Source organism: Bremerella cremea (assembly GCF_039541315.1).
Taxonomy (GTDB): Bacteria; Planctomycetota; Planctomycetia; order Pirellulales; family Pirellulaceae; genus Bremerella; species Bremerella cremea.
Genome location: NZ_BAABFZ010000005.1, coordinates 832,842 through 848,418 on the forward strand (window position 1 = coordinate 832,842; position 15,577 = coordinate 848,418).

Consider the following 15,577-nt stretch of genomic DNA (forward strand, 5'->3'; position numbering starts at 1 on the left):
ATGACGCGATGCTCCCCCCTTACAGCCTATTTGGGGGCAGGTTTCCGCCGACTTGTTTTTGCCGAAAAATCAGTTTGCAACCATGGATCGGTCCCACTTAGAATCGATGGTGGCAAATTAAGTAAGGTCTTGGGAGAACCCAGGTTTCGCGCTTCGGGACGATCGATTCCGTGTCGGCGGTACGCTACGGGGCAGCACGGATCCGTGGAAATATATTGACGCCCGATGGTGGATTTTTGGCAACATTTCCTCGCAACGATCGATAACCCTTTACGGATTCGTCGAATCAGCGGAATTTCGGGGGAAGCGACTGGGCAAGAGCCTGCCTCGAATGCCATTCTGCCGTGCCCCATGCCGATGAGCCGCTGCCTGGGCCTTCGAGGTTCGGTGCCACCTACCGTGTACTTCCCAGCGGAGGCGAGACATTGATTCGAATTGAAATTAAGAAAGGCCCCATGGAGGGCCGCGTCTTCGAATTCGAAGGGCACGATATTTTCTTGTTCGGGCGTGACGAGCAGCATTGCCATGCCTCGATCCAGCAAGACCCGTTTGTCTCGCGCCACCACTTTCTGCTGGAAGTCAATCCGCCCCTCTCGCGACTGCGCGATCTTGGTAGCCGAAATGGCACCTTCGTCAACGGCAAGAAACATGGTGGCCGAGCAACTTTTGCCAACAGCGAGGAGGAAGTCAAAGCTGGCGGTTCAACGATCGACCTCCACAGTGGCGACGTCATCACCGCAGGCAAGACGGTCTTTCAAGTCTTCGTCGAAGAACGTAAGCGGGTGACCGACACCATGGCGTTCGGCCAGTTCCCTCTCGACGATGATCGCGGCCATCACGGCGGCGATATCCGCCGAACGATCACGGAGTTCCCGCCTTCGTCAGCCGTCGGACGCCAAACGATGCACGAGCTTCCTCCCTCGATGCCAGGCTACGCCGGTCGGCAAACGATGGTCGAGATGCCTCCTCCGGATCGCTCGCAGGCCATCGGACGACAAACGATCGTGGAAATGCCCAATAACGCCCAAAGCGACATCGCCCAGGTCGCTGGACGGGCCACCATGGTGGAAGGAAGCATCGGTGGGACCGGGGCGTTTGGTAGCCACGTAGGCCATGTGGGACCTTCGCAATACATTCCACCCGAAAGGCAGCCGGGTGAATTTCCAGTTCTCGATGGTTTCGAATTCCGCCAGTTTCTCGGTGCTGGTGGTCTCGGCGAAGTCTACGTTGCCCATCGAACGATCGACAACAGCCCAGTCGCGGTCAAGTTCATGCGGTCGCGAGTCGCCGTGACGCCGGATGCCCGCGACGAGTTCCTGCGAGAGAAAGAAGTCAGCGGCCGCTTGCGGCACCGGAATATCGTCCAATCGTACGGAGCGGGTTCGATCGGCAACGAGTTCTACTTCGTTACCGAGTACTGCGATGGCGGTCCGCTGGCCAAACTGTTTCGCCAGAAGAAATCGACGATTCAGCCGAAGCATTTGGCGGTATCGCTTTACCTGATTCTCGATGGTCTCGCCTTCGCCCATGAAAAGGGCCTCGTCCATCGCGACCTGAAACCAGCCAACCTGTTAGCCGCGAAACGAAACGGACGCTGGATTCCCAAGATCTCGGACTTCAGTCTGACGAAAGACTTCGAGAAATCGGGCTTCTCGGGCATGACCACCACCGGAACCTATACCGGCAGCTTCCCGTACATGCCACGCGAACGCCTGACCGATTACAAGTTCGCGAACCCCGCCAGCGATGTCTTCAGCCTGGCCGCCAGTTTCTATCGGATCATCACGGGGCGTTACCCACGCGGTGACAAAAAAGGAGGCGATTCGCTGGCGTTGATTCTTGGCAGCGACGTCCGTCCGATGCGGAAGAAATATCCAGGCTTTCACGCAGGTCTCGGCGAAGTCCTCGATACGGCCCTGCGTACCGAATGCTGCGAGCGTTACCCGAATGCTCGCGAGATGCAAAATGCCTTGCGCGTCGTCATGAAAAAGGAAGGATGGTTATAGACCGGATGGGCTCGAAGAAGGTCTGGATTATTGGTGCCCGCGACACGTGCGACATCGTCATCGATCAGCCGACGGTGTCTGGCGAACATTGTCGATTGGAGTTCGACGATGGTCGAGTCTTCATCGAGGACCTGCAGTCGACCAACGGCACCTTCGTCAATGGCGAACGGATCTTCAAAAAGAAGCAGATTCACCCCGATGCCTTGGTCACCCTCGGCAAGAGCGTGACGATGCCGATGCCGTCGCAGCTTTCCGGTCCGAAAGAACCTCCCAAGAAACCAGCTCAGCCTGCGCCACCGACATCCACCGACGACGACGCCCCATTCCCAGCGACCTTGCTGATCGCCAGTGGGATTGGTGCCACCGTCGCCTTGCTGCTGGTATTGTTTCTCGTGCTTGTCTTTAGTTCCGGATCGACGGGCGAAGAGGACGTTGCCAGCGTCAACGATCCCATAGCGGAAGAACCAGAAGTCCCAAAGCCCACGACACCGGCGACCACTTCTACCAAACCAACCACTACGGTCGCACAGAAACCGGTCGAACCGCCGCCGGTCACCCATTCGCCCCAGGAGGCGATCTACGTGCTGGCGGTCACCGACGCCTCGAACACGCAGCGCTACCGCATCGGAACGGGGGTCGCGATTGGTCCTAACACGATTCTGACTTCCGCAACCGTTAAAACAATCTCGGATCTGGCCAAAGAGCGATTCCCTCGCGTTACGGTATTGGGGGATCGCCCGCTGACGGTTACCCAGTTCGTGCCTCATCCGACCTACCTGACCGCGATGCAGGAAGGGGACGAAGCAGAAGCCAAGTTCCACACACTGTTCTCGAAAGTCGACATGAACGACATCAGTGCCGACCTGCGAAAGACGGTCGAGGACACCTACCGGCACTACATGATCTATGCCGAGAAGCCGCATCACTACGACGTCGCGATCATTCAGGTCCAGCAGAAGCTTCCCTACTGGTTGCCGCTGGCCAAAGATCCGACGCTACCTCCATTAAGCAAGTTGACCGTTGTTGGCCATGGCTTCGATCGGATGGCACCGTATTATCCACCCGGTAGCGCACTTCCTTTAAGTGAAGTGACAGCCCGCGTGCAAAAGGCTTCCGGCGAAGCAGGCAATCAAGAGAATGCCCGTCTGCTGGTGGCCCGTTTCGACGCGGTCAGGCCGCAGAATCACCTGGAAACCAATTGGAATGGATCCGCACTGTTGAATTCGCAGGGAGAGCTTATCGGTATCTACTCGCGTCTTACTCCCGAAATGACGCTCGGCTCGCCGCCAACCGGCGAGACCTTCGATGCGAGTGTGATTGCCGATCTACAGCCATTTATCCGCCAGTTCTCGACGAACTAGAAACGCCCAGTGAGGAATCGAACCATGTCTCATCGTCTCACGCAGTTTTGTTTGACCATCGGACTGTGCGCCGCTCCGATGGCTGCCGTCGAAGCTCAGGTCGTCGTCGAAGATAACGTACGACCGTACTTCTACTCGCGGTCTCCGCACATGGAAGTTGGCTTACTGTTCGGCCAGGCCGAAATGATCCGGGCCCAAGGGGAAGCTGCCGTCGACTACCAAACGGCACGCACCATCGCCGCCGAGGCCTACGACAAAGAACTCGACAACGCCTTGAAGGCGGTCGAGATCTATTTCGAGCGCCGTGCCCTGCGAGATGCCAAGGTCTTGAAGAACCACCTCGACGAAGCGGACTCGCGGAAGGCCAAGGCCCTGCGCCGGCTGGTCGACCACCCTGATCTGACCGGTGAAGGCCAAGTCAACGGCGCCGCACTGAACACGTTGAAAGAGGCCCTTCGTTCGAGCGTCCTCTCATTCGATTACTTGAACGACGACGTGCAAGTTGCCGACCTGATGGCTCGTTTCCGTTTGACGCCAGATGACCTGGCGAAGATCAACTTGCGATTGGCCAACGTTCGAGGCGAATCAGGCACCTTCCGGGCCGATTCAGGCAAGCTGGGAACCTTCCAGTGGTGGCCGCAACTGCTGCAGGGCGAAGCCTTCAAAGAGGACCGCGCGAAGATCGAACAGAATTTAGAAGAGATCCGCCAGGCAGCCTCGAAGCAAACCGATATCGATCCGGTGCTGATCGATAAGCTTGAAAGCTCGATCCTGCAGTTGGCCAACAAGTTTCTGCAGGAAGTCGATGGCCAGGAAATGGCTCGCAAAGGGGTGTCCGAGTACTACACCTATCGTGAGTCGGAACAGCACCTGCAAAGCCTTTCCCAGGCCGTCCGTCGCTTGAAACGGGTTGGCAAAGCGGAAGGTGCCTTGGTGATGAACGGTTACAATCCGTCGATCGATGGCCAGAACTTGACCGCCCTTCTCTCCTACATGGTACGTAATGGGGTCGAGTTCGCTCCGCCTGAACCAGGCAACGAGAACACCTACCAGAAGCTGTTCGAGATGGCCAAGAGCCTCTACGTGGCGACTTCCGCCGCCGATCCTTCATCGTAAACCGTCCGTTTCGTTGGACGCCGTACCTCCAAGCCCAGGCACATCGTCAGATGTCCGCCTGGGCTTTTTTTGTGGCGATCGCGGTGTGACCTCCTACTACGCACGTCCTTCCGCGAACCGGTGCCATTCGCCTATCATGGAATCGACTGTGCTCTGACCCTCTTGTGAGTTCTATTGACGATTGACTGGTTGATGCGACCTGAGTTCTGGATCGATGTAGGTGGAACGTTTACCGATTGTTTGATGCACTTGCCGGGCAATTCTCCGATGCGGCACAAAGTGCTCAGCTCTGGCAAGATGCAAGGAACCGTCGGTCATGGTTCGACGCAGTCCGACATCGTCGATGCCATTCGCCAGAACGATCCGCCCCAGGTATGGCAGGGCTATCAGTTCCGTTTGCTCGATCAAGCCGGACAGATCGTCGACGAACAAATCGTCATCCGGTTTGATAACCTCAGTGGAACGCTCACGCTGGCCGCTCCACTTAAATCGGTGCCAGCCCCTGGGATGGTCTATCAACTCGATGGGCACGAAGAAGCACCCATTGTTGCGATTCGCTACGCGCTCGGACTTTCTCGCAACGATGTCATTCCACCAGTCGACGTCCGGCTTGGGACCACGCGGGGAACCAATGCCCTTCTGACACGAACGGGAGCGAAAGTCGGCCTGGCCATTACCGAAGGCTTCGCCGATATCCTCGACATCGGCAGCCAAAGCCGACCTCACCTTTTCCAACTGGCGATTCGGAAACCGACGTCGCTGGTCACAACGGCCATCGAAGTTCGCGAGCGTCTCGATGCGGAAGGCAATGTCCTTCGTTCGCTCGATGAAACGCATCTGCGACAAGAGCTCCAGCGAATCTACGACGATGGCATTCGCTCGCTGGCGATTGCCCTGCTGCACGCCTATCGCGAGCCCTGCCATGAACAACGCGTCAGCGAGATCGCCGCAGAGATTGGCTTTGAAAGCGTGAGCATGTCGCACGCGGTCGCTCCATTAATCAAGATCGTCTCGCGTGGCGACACCACCGTGGTTGATGCTTACCTCAACCCGATCCTGCAAGACTATGTCGGCCGCATCCAGGCCAAGCTGGGCGAAGGTAGTCACCTCCGTTTGCTGACCTCGGCGGGTGGACTGGTGGCGGCCGATTCGTTCTCGGGCAAAGACAGCATATTGTCAGGCCCAGCCGGAGGCGTGGTCGGTTTCGCGGCGGCGGCCAAGGCGGCTGGTTTTCAGCAGGCAATCGGATTCGACATGGGAGGCACCAGCACCGATGTGTCCCGGTTCGATGGCACGTACGAGCGACAATTTGAAACGGAAAAGGCAGGCGTACGGATTGTCGCTCCGATGATGGCAATCGAAACGGTCGCCGCCGGTGGAGGTTCGATTTGCGGCTTCGACGGTGTGAAGCTCGTGGTCGGGCCAGCGAGTGCCGGAGCCGAACCTGGCCCGGCTTGCTATGGCCGGGGCGGCCCGTTGACGGTTACCGACATCAACTTTGCGTTGGGCAAACTGCAAGCGGCCCGGCTTCCCTTCCCGCTCGATGCCGAAGCGGTCGAGCGTCGTTTGCAAGAAGTATCGCAGCAACTGCATCAGGCAACCCAGTCGACACAAACGCCAACCGAGTTGGCCGACGGTTTTCTGAAGATTGCCAATGCCAACATTGCTGAAGCGATCCGCACGATCTCGGTCGCCAAAGGCTACGATCCGAAAGACTATCTGCTGGTCCCTTTCGGTGGCGCGGCAGGTCAGCATGCGTGTGCCGTCGCTGAACTATTGGGGGCGGAGCAACTGCTGTTTCATCCAAACGCCGGGATTCTCAGCGCGGTTGGGATTGGCGCGGCGGAGACAACCCGTTTCGCAGCCAAGCCCTTCTATGCCGCGTTGGCCGAAGTAACCGCTGAAATCAAATCGGCACTCGAACAGCTACGACGACAAACCTGTGATGAAGTCACCCAGGAAGGCGTTCCTGCCGCGGCGGTGTCGTATCGCGAACAGATCGAACTCCGCTATCGTGGGCTTGAGTCTTCGCTGAACATCGATGCCTTTCCGGTTGCGAACCTGGAAGAGCGATACCATGCCGAGCATCGTCGCCGGTACGGATACGATCGGCCTGGGCAAACAGTCGAACTGGTCGCCGTGCGAGTCGAAGCGTTTGCGACCGGACAAGCGACTTTCTCTCCCAGCGCACAAGGCACCGCTTATTCACCTAGACCGAAAGAGACGGTGACGGTGACTTTCAATGGCAAGGCGTGCGGCACCCAGGTCTTCGATCGCGACGAACTGAAACCCGGGGCGGTGCTGACGGGGCCAGCCCTCATCGCGGAGTCGCTGGCGACCACGGTCATCGACCCTGGCTGGGAAGCGGAAATGCTAACCGGCGGCGAGATCGTTGCCCGCCGCGTTGCGAAGACAAAGCCTGCTTCCGTCAGCGACGCGACTTCTGAGGAAGTTACCGAGGCGGATCCTGTCTTGCTCGAGATTCTGAACAATCGCTTCGCGGCTATCGCGGAGCAAATGGGCGTTGCGTTGCAGAACACCTCGGTCAGCGTCAACGTGAAGGAACGGCTCGACTTCAGTTGTGCCTTGTTCACTGCCGCTGGCGACCTGATTGCCAACGCCCCGCACATACCGGTTCATCTCGGAGCGATGGGAGAAACGGTTAAGGCAACCATCGAGCGTCATCCGCAAATGCAGTCGGGCGACGTCTTCGTCACCAACGATCCGTACCACGGCGGTTCGCACTTGCCTGATGTGACCGTGATCTCGCCGTTCTTTGCGGATGCCACGTCGAACAGGCCGCAGTTCTTCGTCGCCAGCCGAGCCCATCATGCCGAGATTGGCGGGATCGCGGCGGGCTCGATGCCGTCTGGTTCGACTAACCTGGCAGAGGAAGGAGTCCTGATCGATAATCTGCGACTCTTCGAGGCAGGCACGCCACGCTGGGAAACGCTGGAATCGATTCTGACCTCCGCCGAATATCCTTCGCGCAAACCGGCCGACAACCTCTCTGACATCGCCGCCCAGATCGCAGCGAATCAACATGGGATCGACGATCTGCACCATATGATCGGCCAGTATGGTCTCGCCCTGGTACATGCCTATGCTCGATTCATTCAAGATGCCGCGGCTCGCAAAACGCGAGCCGCCCTGTCGCGGCTTCCCAACGGCGTCTACCGCTTTCAAGATCACCTCGATGATGGTTCCCCCCTTTGCGTGGCCATCGATCTGGTCGACGATCAGGCCACCATCGACTTCACCGGCACCGGTCCAGTCTTGCCAGGCAACTTGAATGCGAATCGCGCGATCGTAACCGCAGCGGTGATGTATTGCCTTCGCTGCCTGCTGAACGAAGACATCCCTTTGAATCAGGGTGTGCTGTCGCCCGTGACGATCGTCTTGCCAGAGTGCTTTTTGAATCCTCCCAAACGCGAGACGCCACAGCAGTCAGCGGCCGTCGCCGGTGGCAACGTCGAGACTTCGCAGCGCGTCGTCGATGTTCTTCTGGGGGCACTCGAAATGGCAGCGGCCAGCCAAGGCACGATGAACAATCTGACGTTTGGCGATACGACATTTGGATACTACGAAACGATCTGCGGTGGATCCGGCGCGACGGCCGCGGTAGACGGAGCTTCAGCCGTGCATACGCACATGACCAATACTCGGCTGACCGATGTCGAAGTGTTTGAACTACGTTTTCCGGCTCGAATCCAACGGTTTGCTATTCGGCGTGGGTCAGGCGGAGCGGGAAAGCATTGCGGTGGCGATGGCATCATTCGCGAGATCGAGTTTCTCAAGCCGCTCGACGTGTCGCTTCTCACGCAGCGACGTGGCCCGTATGCACCGTATGGGTTAGCTGGTGGCCAGCCAGGAGCATGTGGCGAGAATCTGCTGAGGCGTCACAATGAACAAGAGACACCGCTGGCGAATATTACCAGCGTCCAGGTCACGGTCGGAGATGTCTTGATCCTGAAGACACCTGGCGGCGGTGGCTGGGGAACGCCTGATACAGATTAGAAGCTTCAGGCATTGGAAACCTGCGAAGTAAAAAGCGCGCCCAGATGGTCAGTTTTCACCCATACTGGCGGAGGGTGAGTCAGCTTAGCACGCACCCATCTGGCAGCCTTTCCATAGGTTAGATCGCCAAACCCGCCTGAAACGGCTTTGGTATGCGATATGCACAGTGATTAAGTAACACCCTCAGTTGGAAGGAGGTTACGATGTCCACCGCATCTACCAAACTGATCGTTCAAGATTTGCCTGGGATCGACGAAACAACCCAGGTCACGCGAGCTCCTGAAGATACGGACAACGTTCCGAACGTTGACGCCCGCTACCTTCATCTGAAAACTCGCGAGCAAGTTGGCACACAAGCCACCGTTGGCGAAGCAATGATTTTCTGTGTTGCTGGTAATGTCGACGTGCTTGTGCGACGTCAGCATTATTCGCTAGGCCCCAACCAACTGCTTCACGTTGCCGCAGGCTCACCATTCCGATTGGAAGCCGAAGACGAAAGCGCGGTATTGATCACCACGCTGTCCAAAGAAAAGAAAACGACGCCAGAGGTTGCGATCTCAACTCCCGCTTCGCGCGAAGAGAAGGATACCGTTCAGGAAGCTCTCGAAGAGACATTCCCGGCCAGCGATCCACCGAGCTACAACTCGACGATTACCTAGGAATCGGCTTGCGTCGAATCCCATGAACCCCAAATCGAGGAGTTTGAAAATGGCCACCGCCGAAGTCCAACCCGATATCAAAGCCAAAACCATGCAGGCCGTCGTACTGGAAAAGTACGGCAGCGAAGACAATCTCAGTCTCGAGACCGTTGCCCGACCGAAGATCACTGCCGATCAAGTTCTCATCCGTGTCCATGCGGCCAGCGTGAATCCTATCGACTGGAAGCTTCGTCAGGGGATGTTGAAGTGGGTGATGCCCGATCAATTGCCCGGCGTCCTTGGCTTCGATGTCTCAGGCGAGATTGTCGAAGTCGGATACAGTGCCCGACAGCAAGGTTGGTCGGTCGGCGATGAGGTGATGGCCTTTTCGAGTAAGACACTAGGAGGAGGCTACGCCGAGTTCCTGGATGTCGATGCCGCTTACATTGTCCGAAAGCCAGAAGGTTTTTCGTACGAAGAATCGGCCGGGATTCCATTGGCGGCGACGACCGCCTGGAAGTCGCTGGTAAAACTTGGTCAGCTTCGTGATGGAGACGACGTGTTAATCAACGGGGCCTCGGGCGGTGTCGGGACGTTCGCCGTTCAGATTGCCAAAGCCCTGGGTGCTCGAGTTACGGCGGTTTGCAGCTCCGACAATCACGATTTGGTTCGGAGTCTGGGGGCCGACGAGGTGATCGACTATCATTCGACGCCGTTCACAAGAATCGATCATTCGTTCGATATCGTTTTCGACGCCGTCAGCAAATCGACCTTCCGCGATTGCCGACGACTGCTGAAACCAGCCGGTCACTATGTTGCAACGTTGCCTTCAGTCGAGAATGTTGGATTCTCGGTTTTCTCGAAGCTTCAAAAGCAGTCGTGTCACGTGGTTCTGGCCCGTCCTGATGGACCAACGCTGAAGGCCCTGGCTGCCTTGGCAAATGAAGGAAAGCTACGCACGATTATCGATTCGGTCTACCCGCTCAACGATGTCGCCGCCGCGCATCATAAGAGCCAAGGTGGCCACGTCGTGGGGAAGGTGATTCTGAACGTCGTTCCAGATTTGCCATTCCAGGAAACCAATCAAGACTAAGGTCTCGAAGGCCCAACTACGCTGTTAGAAATTCAGAAGGCAGCCGGTCGTTTATCGTCCGGCTGCCTTTTTTTATGGGATGAACAAGGATAGCTCTTCTGCAAATCTGGGCGATTTCGCTGTTTTGGCGGGGGAAGTCGCATTTTTGCGTGGTCCACGGCAGTCGTCCCGGTGCGAAAAGTTGCAATTCGGGGTACCATTTTACGTTTGAAATGCCCCGGTGCGCTCCGGGACGAAGTGTGCACCTAACGACGATTGAGAGAGCCAGGAATGTCTCAAGCACCCCAGCCGCTGGTGGGCGTCATCATGGGCAGTAAATCGGATTGGGAAACCATGAAGAATGCCTGCGAGATCCTCGAAAACTTCGAGGTTCCCTACGAAAAGCGAGTCGTCTCGGCCCATCGTACGCCAGCCTGGATGAACGAGTATGCGACCACCGCCCAGGGGCGTGGCCTGCGGGTTATTATTGCTGGGGCCGGTGGCGCCGCACACTTGCCAGGCATGGTCGCCGCTCAGACGATTCTTCCGGTCCTGGGTGTTCCGGTCAAAAGCCGTGCGTTGAAGGGGCTCGACTCTCTTCTTTCGATCGTGCAGATGCCCGGCGGCATTCCTGTCGGAACGCTGGCCATCGGTGACGCAGGTGCCAAGAACGCCGGCTTGCTCGCCGTTCGCATCCTGGCCACCACCGACTGTGACTTGGCCGAAAAGCTAACAGCCTATCAAAATAAGCAAACGAACGACGTGATGAAGGATTCGGAACTGTGAGCCAACCGATTCTTCCTGGAGCAACGCTCGGCGTTCTCGGTAGCGGCCAGCTCGGTCGCATGTTTGCCATCGCGGCCCGTCGCATGGGCTACCGCGTGCATGTCCTTTCGCCCGAGACCGACACGCCCACCGGTCAGGTCGCCGATGTCGAAGTCACGGCCAGTTACGACGATCTGGACGCCGTCGCCAGGTTCGCTCAGCAGGTCGATGTCGTGACGTTTGAATTCGAGAACGTCCCTCTCACTACCGTCGATGTGGTCAGCAAATATGTGCCCGTTCGACCAGCCGGACGCGTGCTGCACACCACGCAGCATCGCTTGCGGGAAAAAGGCTTCCTCCACGAAAACGGTTTCCCAGTCACGAAGTTTCATGCGATCCGCGACGCTGCCGACCTTGATACGGTTGCCGACGAACTTCTTCCTGGCGTGTTGAAGACCGCTGCGTGGGGCTACGACGGCAAGGGACAGGTCAAAGTCGCCAACCGCGAGGAACTTCGCAAGGCATGGACTGAAGAGCTGAAGCAGGAAGCGATCCTCGAACAGATGGTGCCGTTCGAGAAAGAGTTCTCGGTGGTTGCGGCCCGTGGGCTCGACGGCAAGGTTGCTTGCTATGCACCGATTGAAAACGTCCACACAAATCATATCCTCGATGTATCGGTCTCCCCCGGTCGCTTGTCCGAAAAGGCCAGCCGCGAGGCGATTGAGATTACGACCGAAGTGCTGACAAAGCTGGACGTGGTTGGCGTGCTATGCGTCGAATTCTTTCTCGCTCCTGGCGATACGTTGTTGATCAACGAAATGGCCCCACGACCGCACAACTCAGGGCACCTTACCATCGATGGTCACGTGACCTGCCAGTTCGAGCAGCAAGTTCGCTCGATTTGTGGCCTGCCGCTGGGCTCGACCCTTCAAATGCGTCCCGTCGCGATGGTGAACCTGCTAGGCGATGTCTGGGCGGAAGGCACGCCAAACTGGGTTGCTGCCTGCGAAGATCCCGACGTGAAGCTGCACTTATACGGCAAGCACGAACCACGCAAGGGTCGCAAGATGGGGCACCTGGCGGTGACCGCCGATACGGTGGACCAGGCCATCGAAGCTGCCCGAGCAGCAAAAGCGGCTTTAGGAACGAAGCGATAGCTTCACGTTTCTACGCAAACGCCCCAGTTTATCGGTCGCATGTGTGTGGCAGGGATTCGACTGGATTCCCTGCCGGGCATTGGTCGAAGAGAGAGTTCTGTCCCCCCTCTCTCGATGCCAATCCATGCGAGTCTCAGGTCATGCGGATCGAAACGCAGTCGAGCCCGACGTTAACGCGCCAGCAACGCCAGGATGCAGCTTCTGAAGAACTGCAAAACCTCTTCAGCGAGATCCTGACGCAATCGGGAAAGTCTGGCTACGCTTCGGCGGATGCTTACGAGTCTGAAAACACCGTCGAAGAAGATATCCAGCAAACCTGGGACGACTGGTTCGCACTCTCGAACGTCGGTAATTATCCAGATGGAGTCGATGCCGAGACGCTCAAGACTTCGTATGGCGAACTGCTCGTTAGAACCTACAACGAAGGTGGCTACGCCGATCCTCAAGGCTTCCTGCAGAGCCTTGAAAAGGAAGACCTGGAAGTCGTACAGCACATTAACCGTCTGGCCAAACCGATCGACACCGATTCGCTTTCCCAGGAAGCGGCCATCAACTTGCTGCTTCCGCGGCCGACGCAGATCGACTTAGACTTCAACGGTCTCACCCAGGTCGGCGCCGCCAATACGATCCGCTTTCCTAACAGCCGCACGCCCGAAGCGGTGGTGAATGCCTGGAACGAAACCACGGCCGGTATGAGCCTGCGCGAGAAGATGACTTACGAGTTGCAAATGTCGCTACCGACGATGCTGGCGAACATCGAAGTGGACGAGAACGGCCGGTTCGTCAGCCAACGCGAGCCGGGCGATCCCGGCTGGGTTAATCCAATGGCTTCGCCTGATTACTCCTACGTCGACTTCACCCAACAGATGCTCGACTACCTGGACTACTTCAAGAACCAGATTCCACCTGACCAGCACGAGCAGCAAACGTCGTTCTACCAGGCGTTTCAGCAAGCCCTCCAAGAAAACAAGGCACCTTAATCAAGGTGCCTTGCTGAAGCTTTCGCGTTCAATCGAGTCTGCGTTTAGACGTCGCACAATGCCACGCCGTGACGCAGAGCCGCGATCTTGTCGTCCCAGGTCGGGATGTATTCTTGAACGACATAGCCGTCGTAGTCCGATTCGGCCACGGCGCGGATGATCGCGGCGTAGTTCATTTCCTGGTTCTCGTCGATTTCGCAACGACCAGGATTGCCTGCCGTGTGCAGGTGACCAATGTATGGCAACAACTGCTGGAAACGACGGGTCACGTCGCCATTCATGATCTGCACGTGATAGAAGTCGAACAGCAACTTGAAGTTCGGCGAGTCGACCTGCTTGATGATATCGATGCAATGATCGACGTCGTCGCCGAAATAGCCCGGGTGCCCCTTCATTGGGTGCGAGTCGTCACGGCTGTTGAGATGTTCCATCACCAGCGTGACGTTCTTCTCTTCTGCGTAAGGGACGATCTTCTTGAAGAAGTCGACGCAGTTCTTCGTTCCTTGCTCGAACGACTGACCTTCAACCGACATCCCGGTGAAGGTGATCACATTCTTGCAGTCCCATTCGACGGCGGTGTCGATCGATTCCTTCAGGCGTGCTTCCAGCATGGGGTGCAAGCTGGCGTCGACAGGACCTTTGTTGAAGTTGTGCCCTTGAGCCAGCGAGACCTTCAGGCCATGCTCCTTCATCAACGGGTACCACTTCTTATCAAGACCTTCCATTCCGACCAGGCCCATCTTGGCACATGCCGGGATCAGTTCTTCCATCGGCATGGGATTAAAGCACCAGGCCATCACCGACTGCTTGATCCGTTTGCCGCTTGCCTTGAAGTCTTCGGGGGGAAGCTGCGTGGTCGCTGGGTTTTCTGCAGCGGCAGCCGTTCCGGCCATGGCCAGACCACCGACAACCGACGTACCGACGGCCGACTTCAAAATGTCACGACGCGAGAGGTGGGAAGGATCTGTGGGCATATCAAACTCTGGGGGTGGTTGAGGCAGGAAGGTGGGAATACTAGTGGTCGAAAGGAAACGCCAACTGCGATTCTTCCGGCTGCTTGGCATCGGGGTTGAGCTCTTTGAAGAGCAGGCTCGGCTGGATGCCTTGATTGTTTTGGTACTTGTCGCTGACGTACTCGGTAATGTCGCCGGTAATCTCGTGATAGAAGATCTGGCAGATCGGTACGTTGCGATAGATTCGAATCGGCTGAACGGCGAACATTTCGAGCGTCCAGAATCCCTTGAACCCAACGTCGCCGAACCCGGCCGTCACGTGGACGAACAAACCCAAGCGACCAATCGAAGAGCGACCTTCGATCATCGGCACGAACCCGTGCGTCTCGGTCAGTTCGTTGGTCCGAGCCAGATACAGCTGGTTGGGATTCAAGACGTAGCCTTCGTCAGGAATCGTGATCCGGCGGATCCGATGCGGCTGACGCATGTCGAGGATCAATTCCTCGTAAGTCATCAACTCTTCGTTGAGCGTCAGATTGTAGCTGTTGGGGTTTAAACGGCTTTCGTCGTAAGGCTCGATAAAGATCTTGGTACCGAGATGTTTCCGTATTTCATTGCCGGAAAGAATCATGGAAAGCCTTTGGGTTGACGGCGCGGTCTTCATGGCCAAACGCCGGCGAATTATCTGAAAGATGCCGAAGTGCTGATTATAAAGGGATTTCGCGAAAATAAAACGGAGTCGCTGCCCCCTATTTTGGTCATCGGCCGATCTTTACCCGGCGACTCCCCACGCGGGAGGGAATCTCGCCTAAGCAACGCCCACCTGCGGGCAGAATTTTGCGAAATGACAATCGTGGCACTTCGGCTTTCGGGCCGCACAAATGGCGCGGCCATGATGAATCAATCGATGCGAAAACTGGATCCATTCCTTTTTGGGGACGATCTCCAGCAGTTCTTTCTCGATCTTCACGGCGTCTGCTTTATCGGTAAGCCCCATCCGCTTGGTTAGCCGGCCGACATGCGTATCGACCACAATTCCGGAAGGAATGCCAAACGCGGTCCCCAAAACAACATTCGCCGTCTTGCGGCCGACACCAGGCAAGTCGACCAGCACGGCGAGATCTTGCGGCACTTCGCCGTCGAACTTCTCGTCCAAGGCTTGCGATGCGGCGTGGATGTTTTTCGCTTTGTTACGGAAGAACCCGGTCGTTTGCACCAGCTTCTCGAGCGTTTTCACCGGGGCCCGAGCCATGGCATGGGCATCAGGGTATTGGGCGAAGAGATCCTTTGTCACGATGTTCACCCGCACGTCGGTACACTGGGCCGAAAGTATCGTCGCGATCAGTAGCTGAAACGGAGTCTCGTAATTCAGCGCACATTCCGCGATCGGATAATCTTTCTTCAACTGTCGGACCACACGACGGGCCTGAGCTTTGCGGTCGGCGAGATCTGAAAACATGAGGCTTGCTCGATGAATAATCGCAGGGAAGTTTCTTGGCGACCAGCAACCGG

The 15,577-nt window shown here is 57.2% G+C and carries 12 protein-coding genes; 9 read left to right on the plus strand and 3 right to left on the minus strand.

Features of this window, described 5'->3' with window-relative positions; genetic code table 11:
* Positions 1-455: 455 nt before the first annotated feature.
* The 9 genes from ABD890_RS20230 (at position 456) to ABD890_RS20270 (ending at position 13,112) form a co-directional block, all read left to right on the plus strand.
* Entirely contained in the window at positions 456-2,006 is a 1,551-nt protein-coding gene (locus ABD890_RS20230; protein WP_373356308.1) for a protein kinase domain-containing protein, read from the plus strand.
* On the plus strand, positions 1,997-3,367 hold the full coding sequence (locus ABD890_RS20235) for an FHA domain-containing protein (RefSeq protein WP_345093976.1): 1,371 nt from the start codon (positions 1,997-1,999) through the stop codon (positions 3,365-3,367). Before ABD890_RS20230 ends, ABD890_RS20235 begins: the two co-directional genes overlap by 10 nt.
* 24 nt (positions 3,368-3,391) lie before the next feature.
* On the plus strand, positions 3,392-4,483 hold the full coding sequence (locus ABD890_RS20240) for a hypothetical protein (protein ID WP_345093977.1): 1,092 nt from the start codon (positions 3,392-3,394) through the stop codon (positions 4,481-4,483).
* 192 nt (positions 4,484-4,675) lie between these two features.
* Entirely contained in the window at positions 4,676-8,500 is a 3,825-nt protein-coding gene (locus tag ABD890_RS20245) for a hydantoinase B/oxoprolinase family protein (RefSeq protein WP_345093979.1), read from the plus strand.
* Positions 8,501-8,703: 203 nt separating this feature from the next.
* Complete coding sequence (locus ABD890_RS20250; RefSeq protein WP_345093981.1) at positions 8,704-9,159, plus strand: cupin domain-containing protein; 456 nt, start codon at positions 8,704-8,706, stop codon at positions 9,157-9,159.
* A gap of 49 nt (positions 9,160-9,208) precedes the next feature.
* Positions 9,209-10,231 (plus strand): NAD(P)-dependent alcohol dehydrogenase, encoded by a 1,023-nt coding sequence (locus ABD890_RS20255; RefSeq protein WP_345093984.1) that lies wholly within the window; start codon positions 9,209-9,211, stop codon positions 10,229-10,231.
* Between the two features lie 270 nt (positions 10,232-10,501).
* A complete protein-coding gene (purE, locus tag ABD890_RS20260; RefSeq protein ID WP_345093985.1) occupies positions 10,502-10,996 on the plus strand; it encodes a 5-(carboxyamino)imidazole ribonucleotide mutase in 495 nt (164 codons plus the stop codon).
* Positions 10,993-12,132, plus strand: a complete 1,140-nt coding sequence (locus tag ABD890_RS20265; protein ID WP_345093987.1) for a 5-(carboxyamino)imidazole ribonucleotide synthase — start codon at positions 10,993-10,995, stop codon at positions 12,130-12,132. The genes purE and ABD890_RS20265 overlap by 4 nt, the downstream gene beginning before the upstream one ends.
* A 140-nt stretch (positions 12,133-12,272) precedes the next feature.
* Positions 12,273-13,112: a hypothetical protein gene (locus ABD890_RS20270; RefSeq protein ID WP_345093989.1), complete on the plus strand. Its 840-nt coding sequence runs from the start codon at positions 12,273-12,275 to the stop codon at positions 13,110-13,112.
* Between the two features lie 44 nt (positions 13,113-13,156).
* Here ABD890_RS20270 and ABD890_RS20275 read toward each other — a convergent pair whose 3' ends face one another.
* The 3 genes from ABD890_RS20275 to nth form a co-directional block, all read right to left on the minus strand.
* Positions 13,157-14,086: a hydroxypyruvate isomerase family protein gene (locus ABD890_RS20275; protein WP_345093991.1), complete on the minus strand. Its 930-nt coding sequence runs from the start codon at positions 14,084-14,086 to the stop codon at positions 13,157-13,159.
* A 40-nt stretch (positions 14,087-14,126) separates the two neighbouring features.
* Entirely contained in the window at positions 14,127-14,696 is a 570-nt protein-coding gene (gene dcd, locus ABD890_RS20280) for a dCTP deaminase (protein WP_345093993.1), read from the minus strand.
* 177 nt (positions 14,697-14,873) lie between these two features.
* Positions 14,874-15,524 (minus strand): endonuclease III, encoded by a 651-nt coding sequence (gene nth / locus ABD890_RS20285; RefSeq protein WP_345093995.1) that lies wholly within the window; start codon positions 15,522-15,524, stop codon positions 14,874-14,876.
* Between the last annotated feature and the right edge of the window lie 53 nt (positions 15,525-15,577).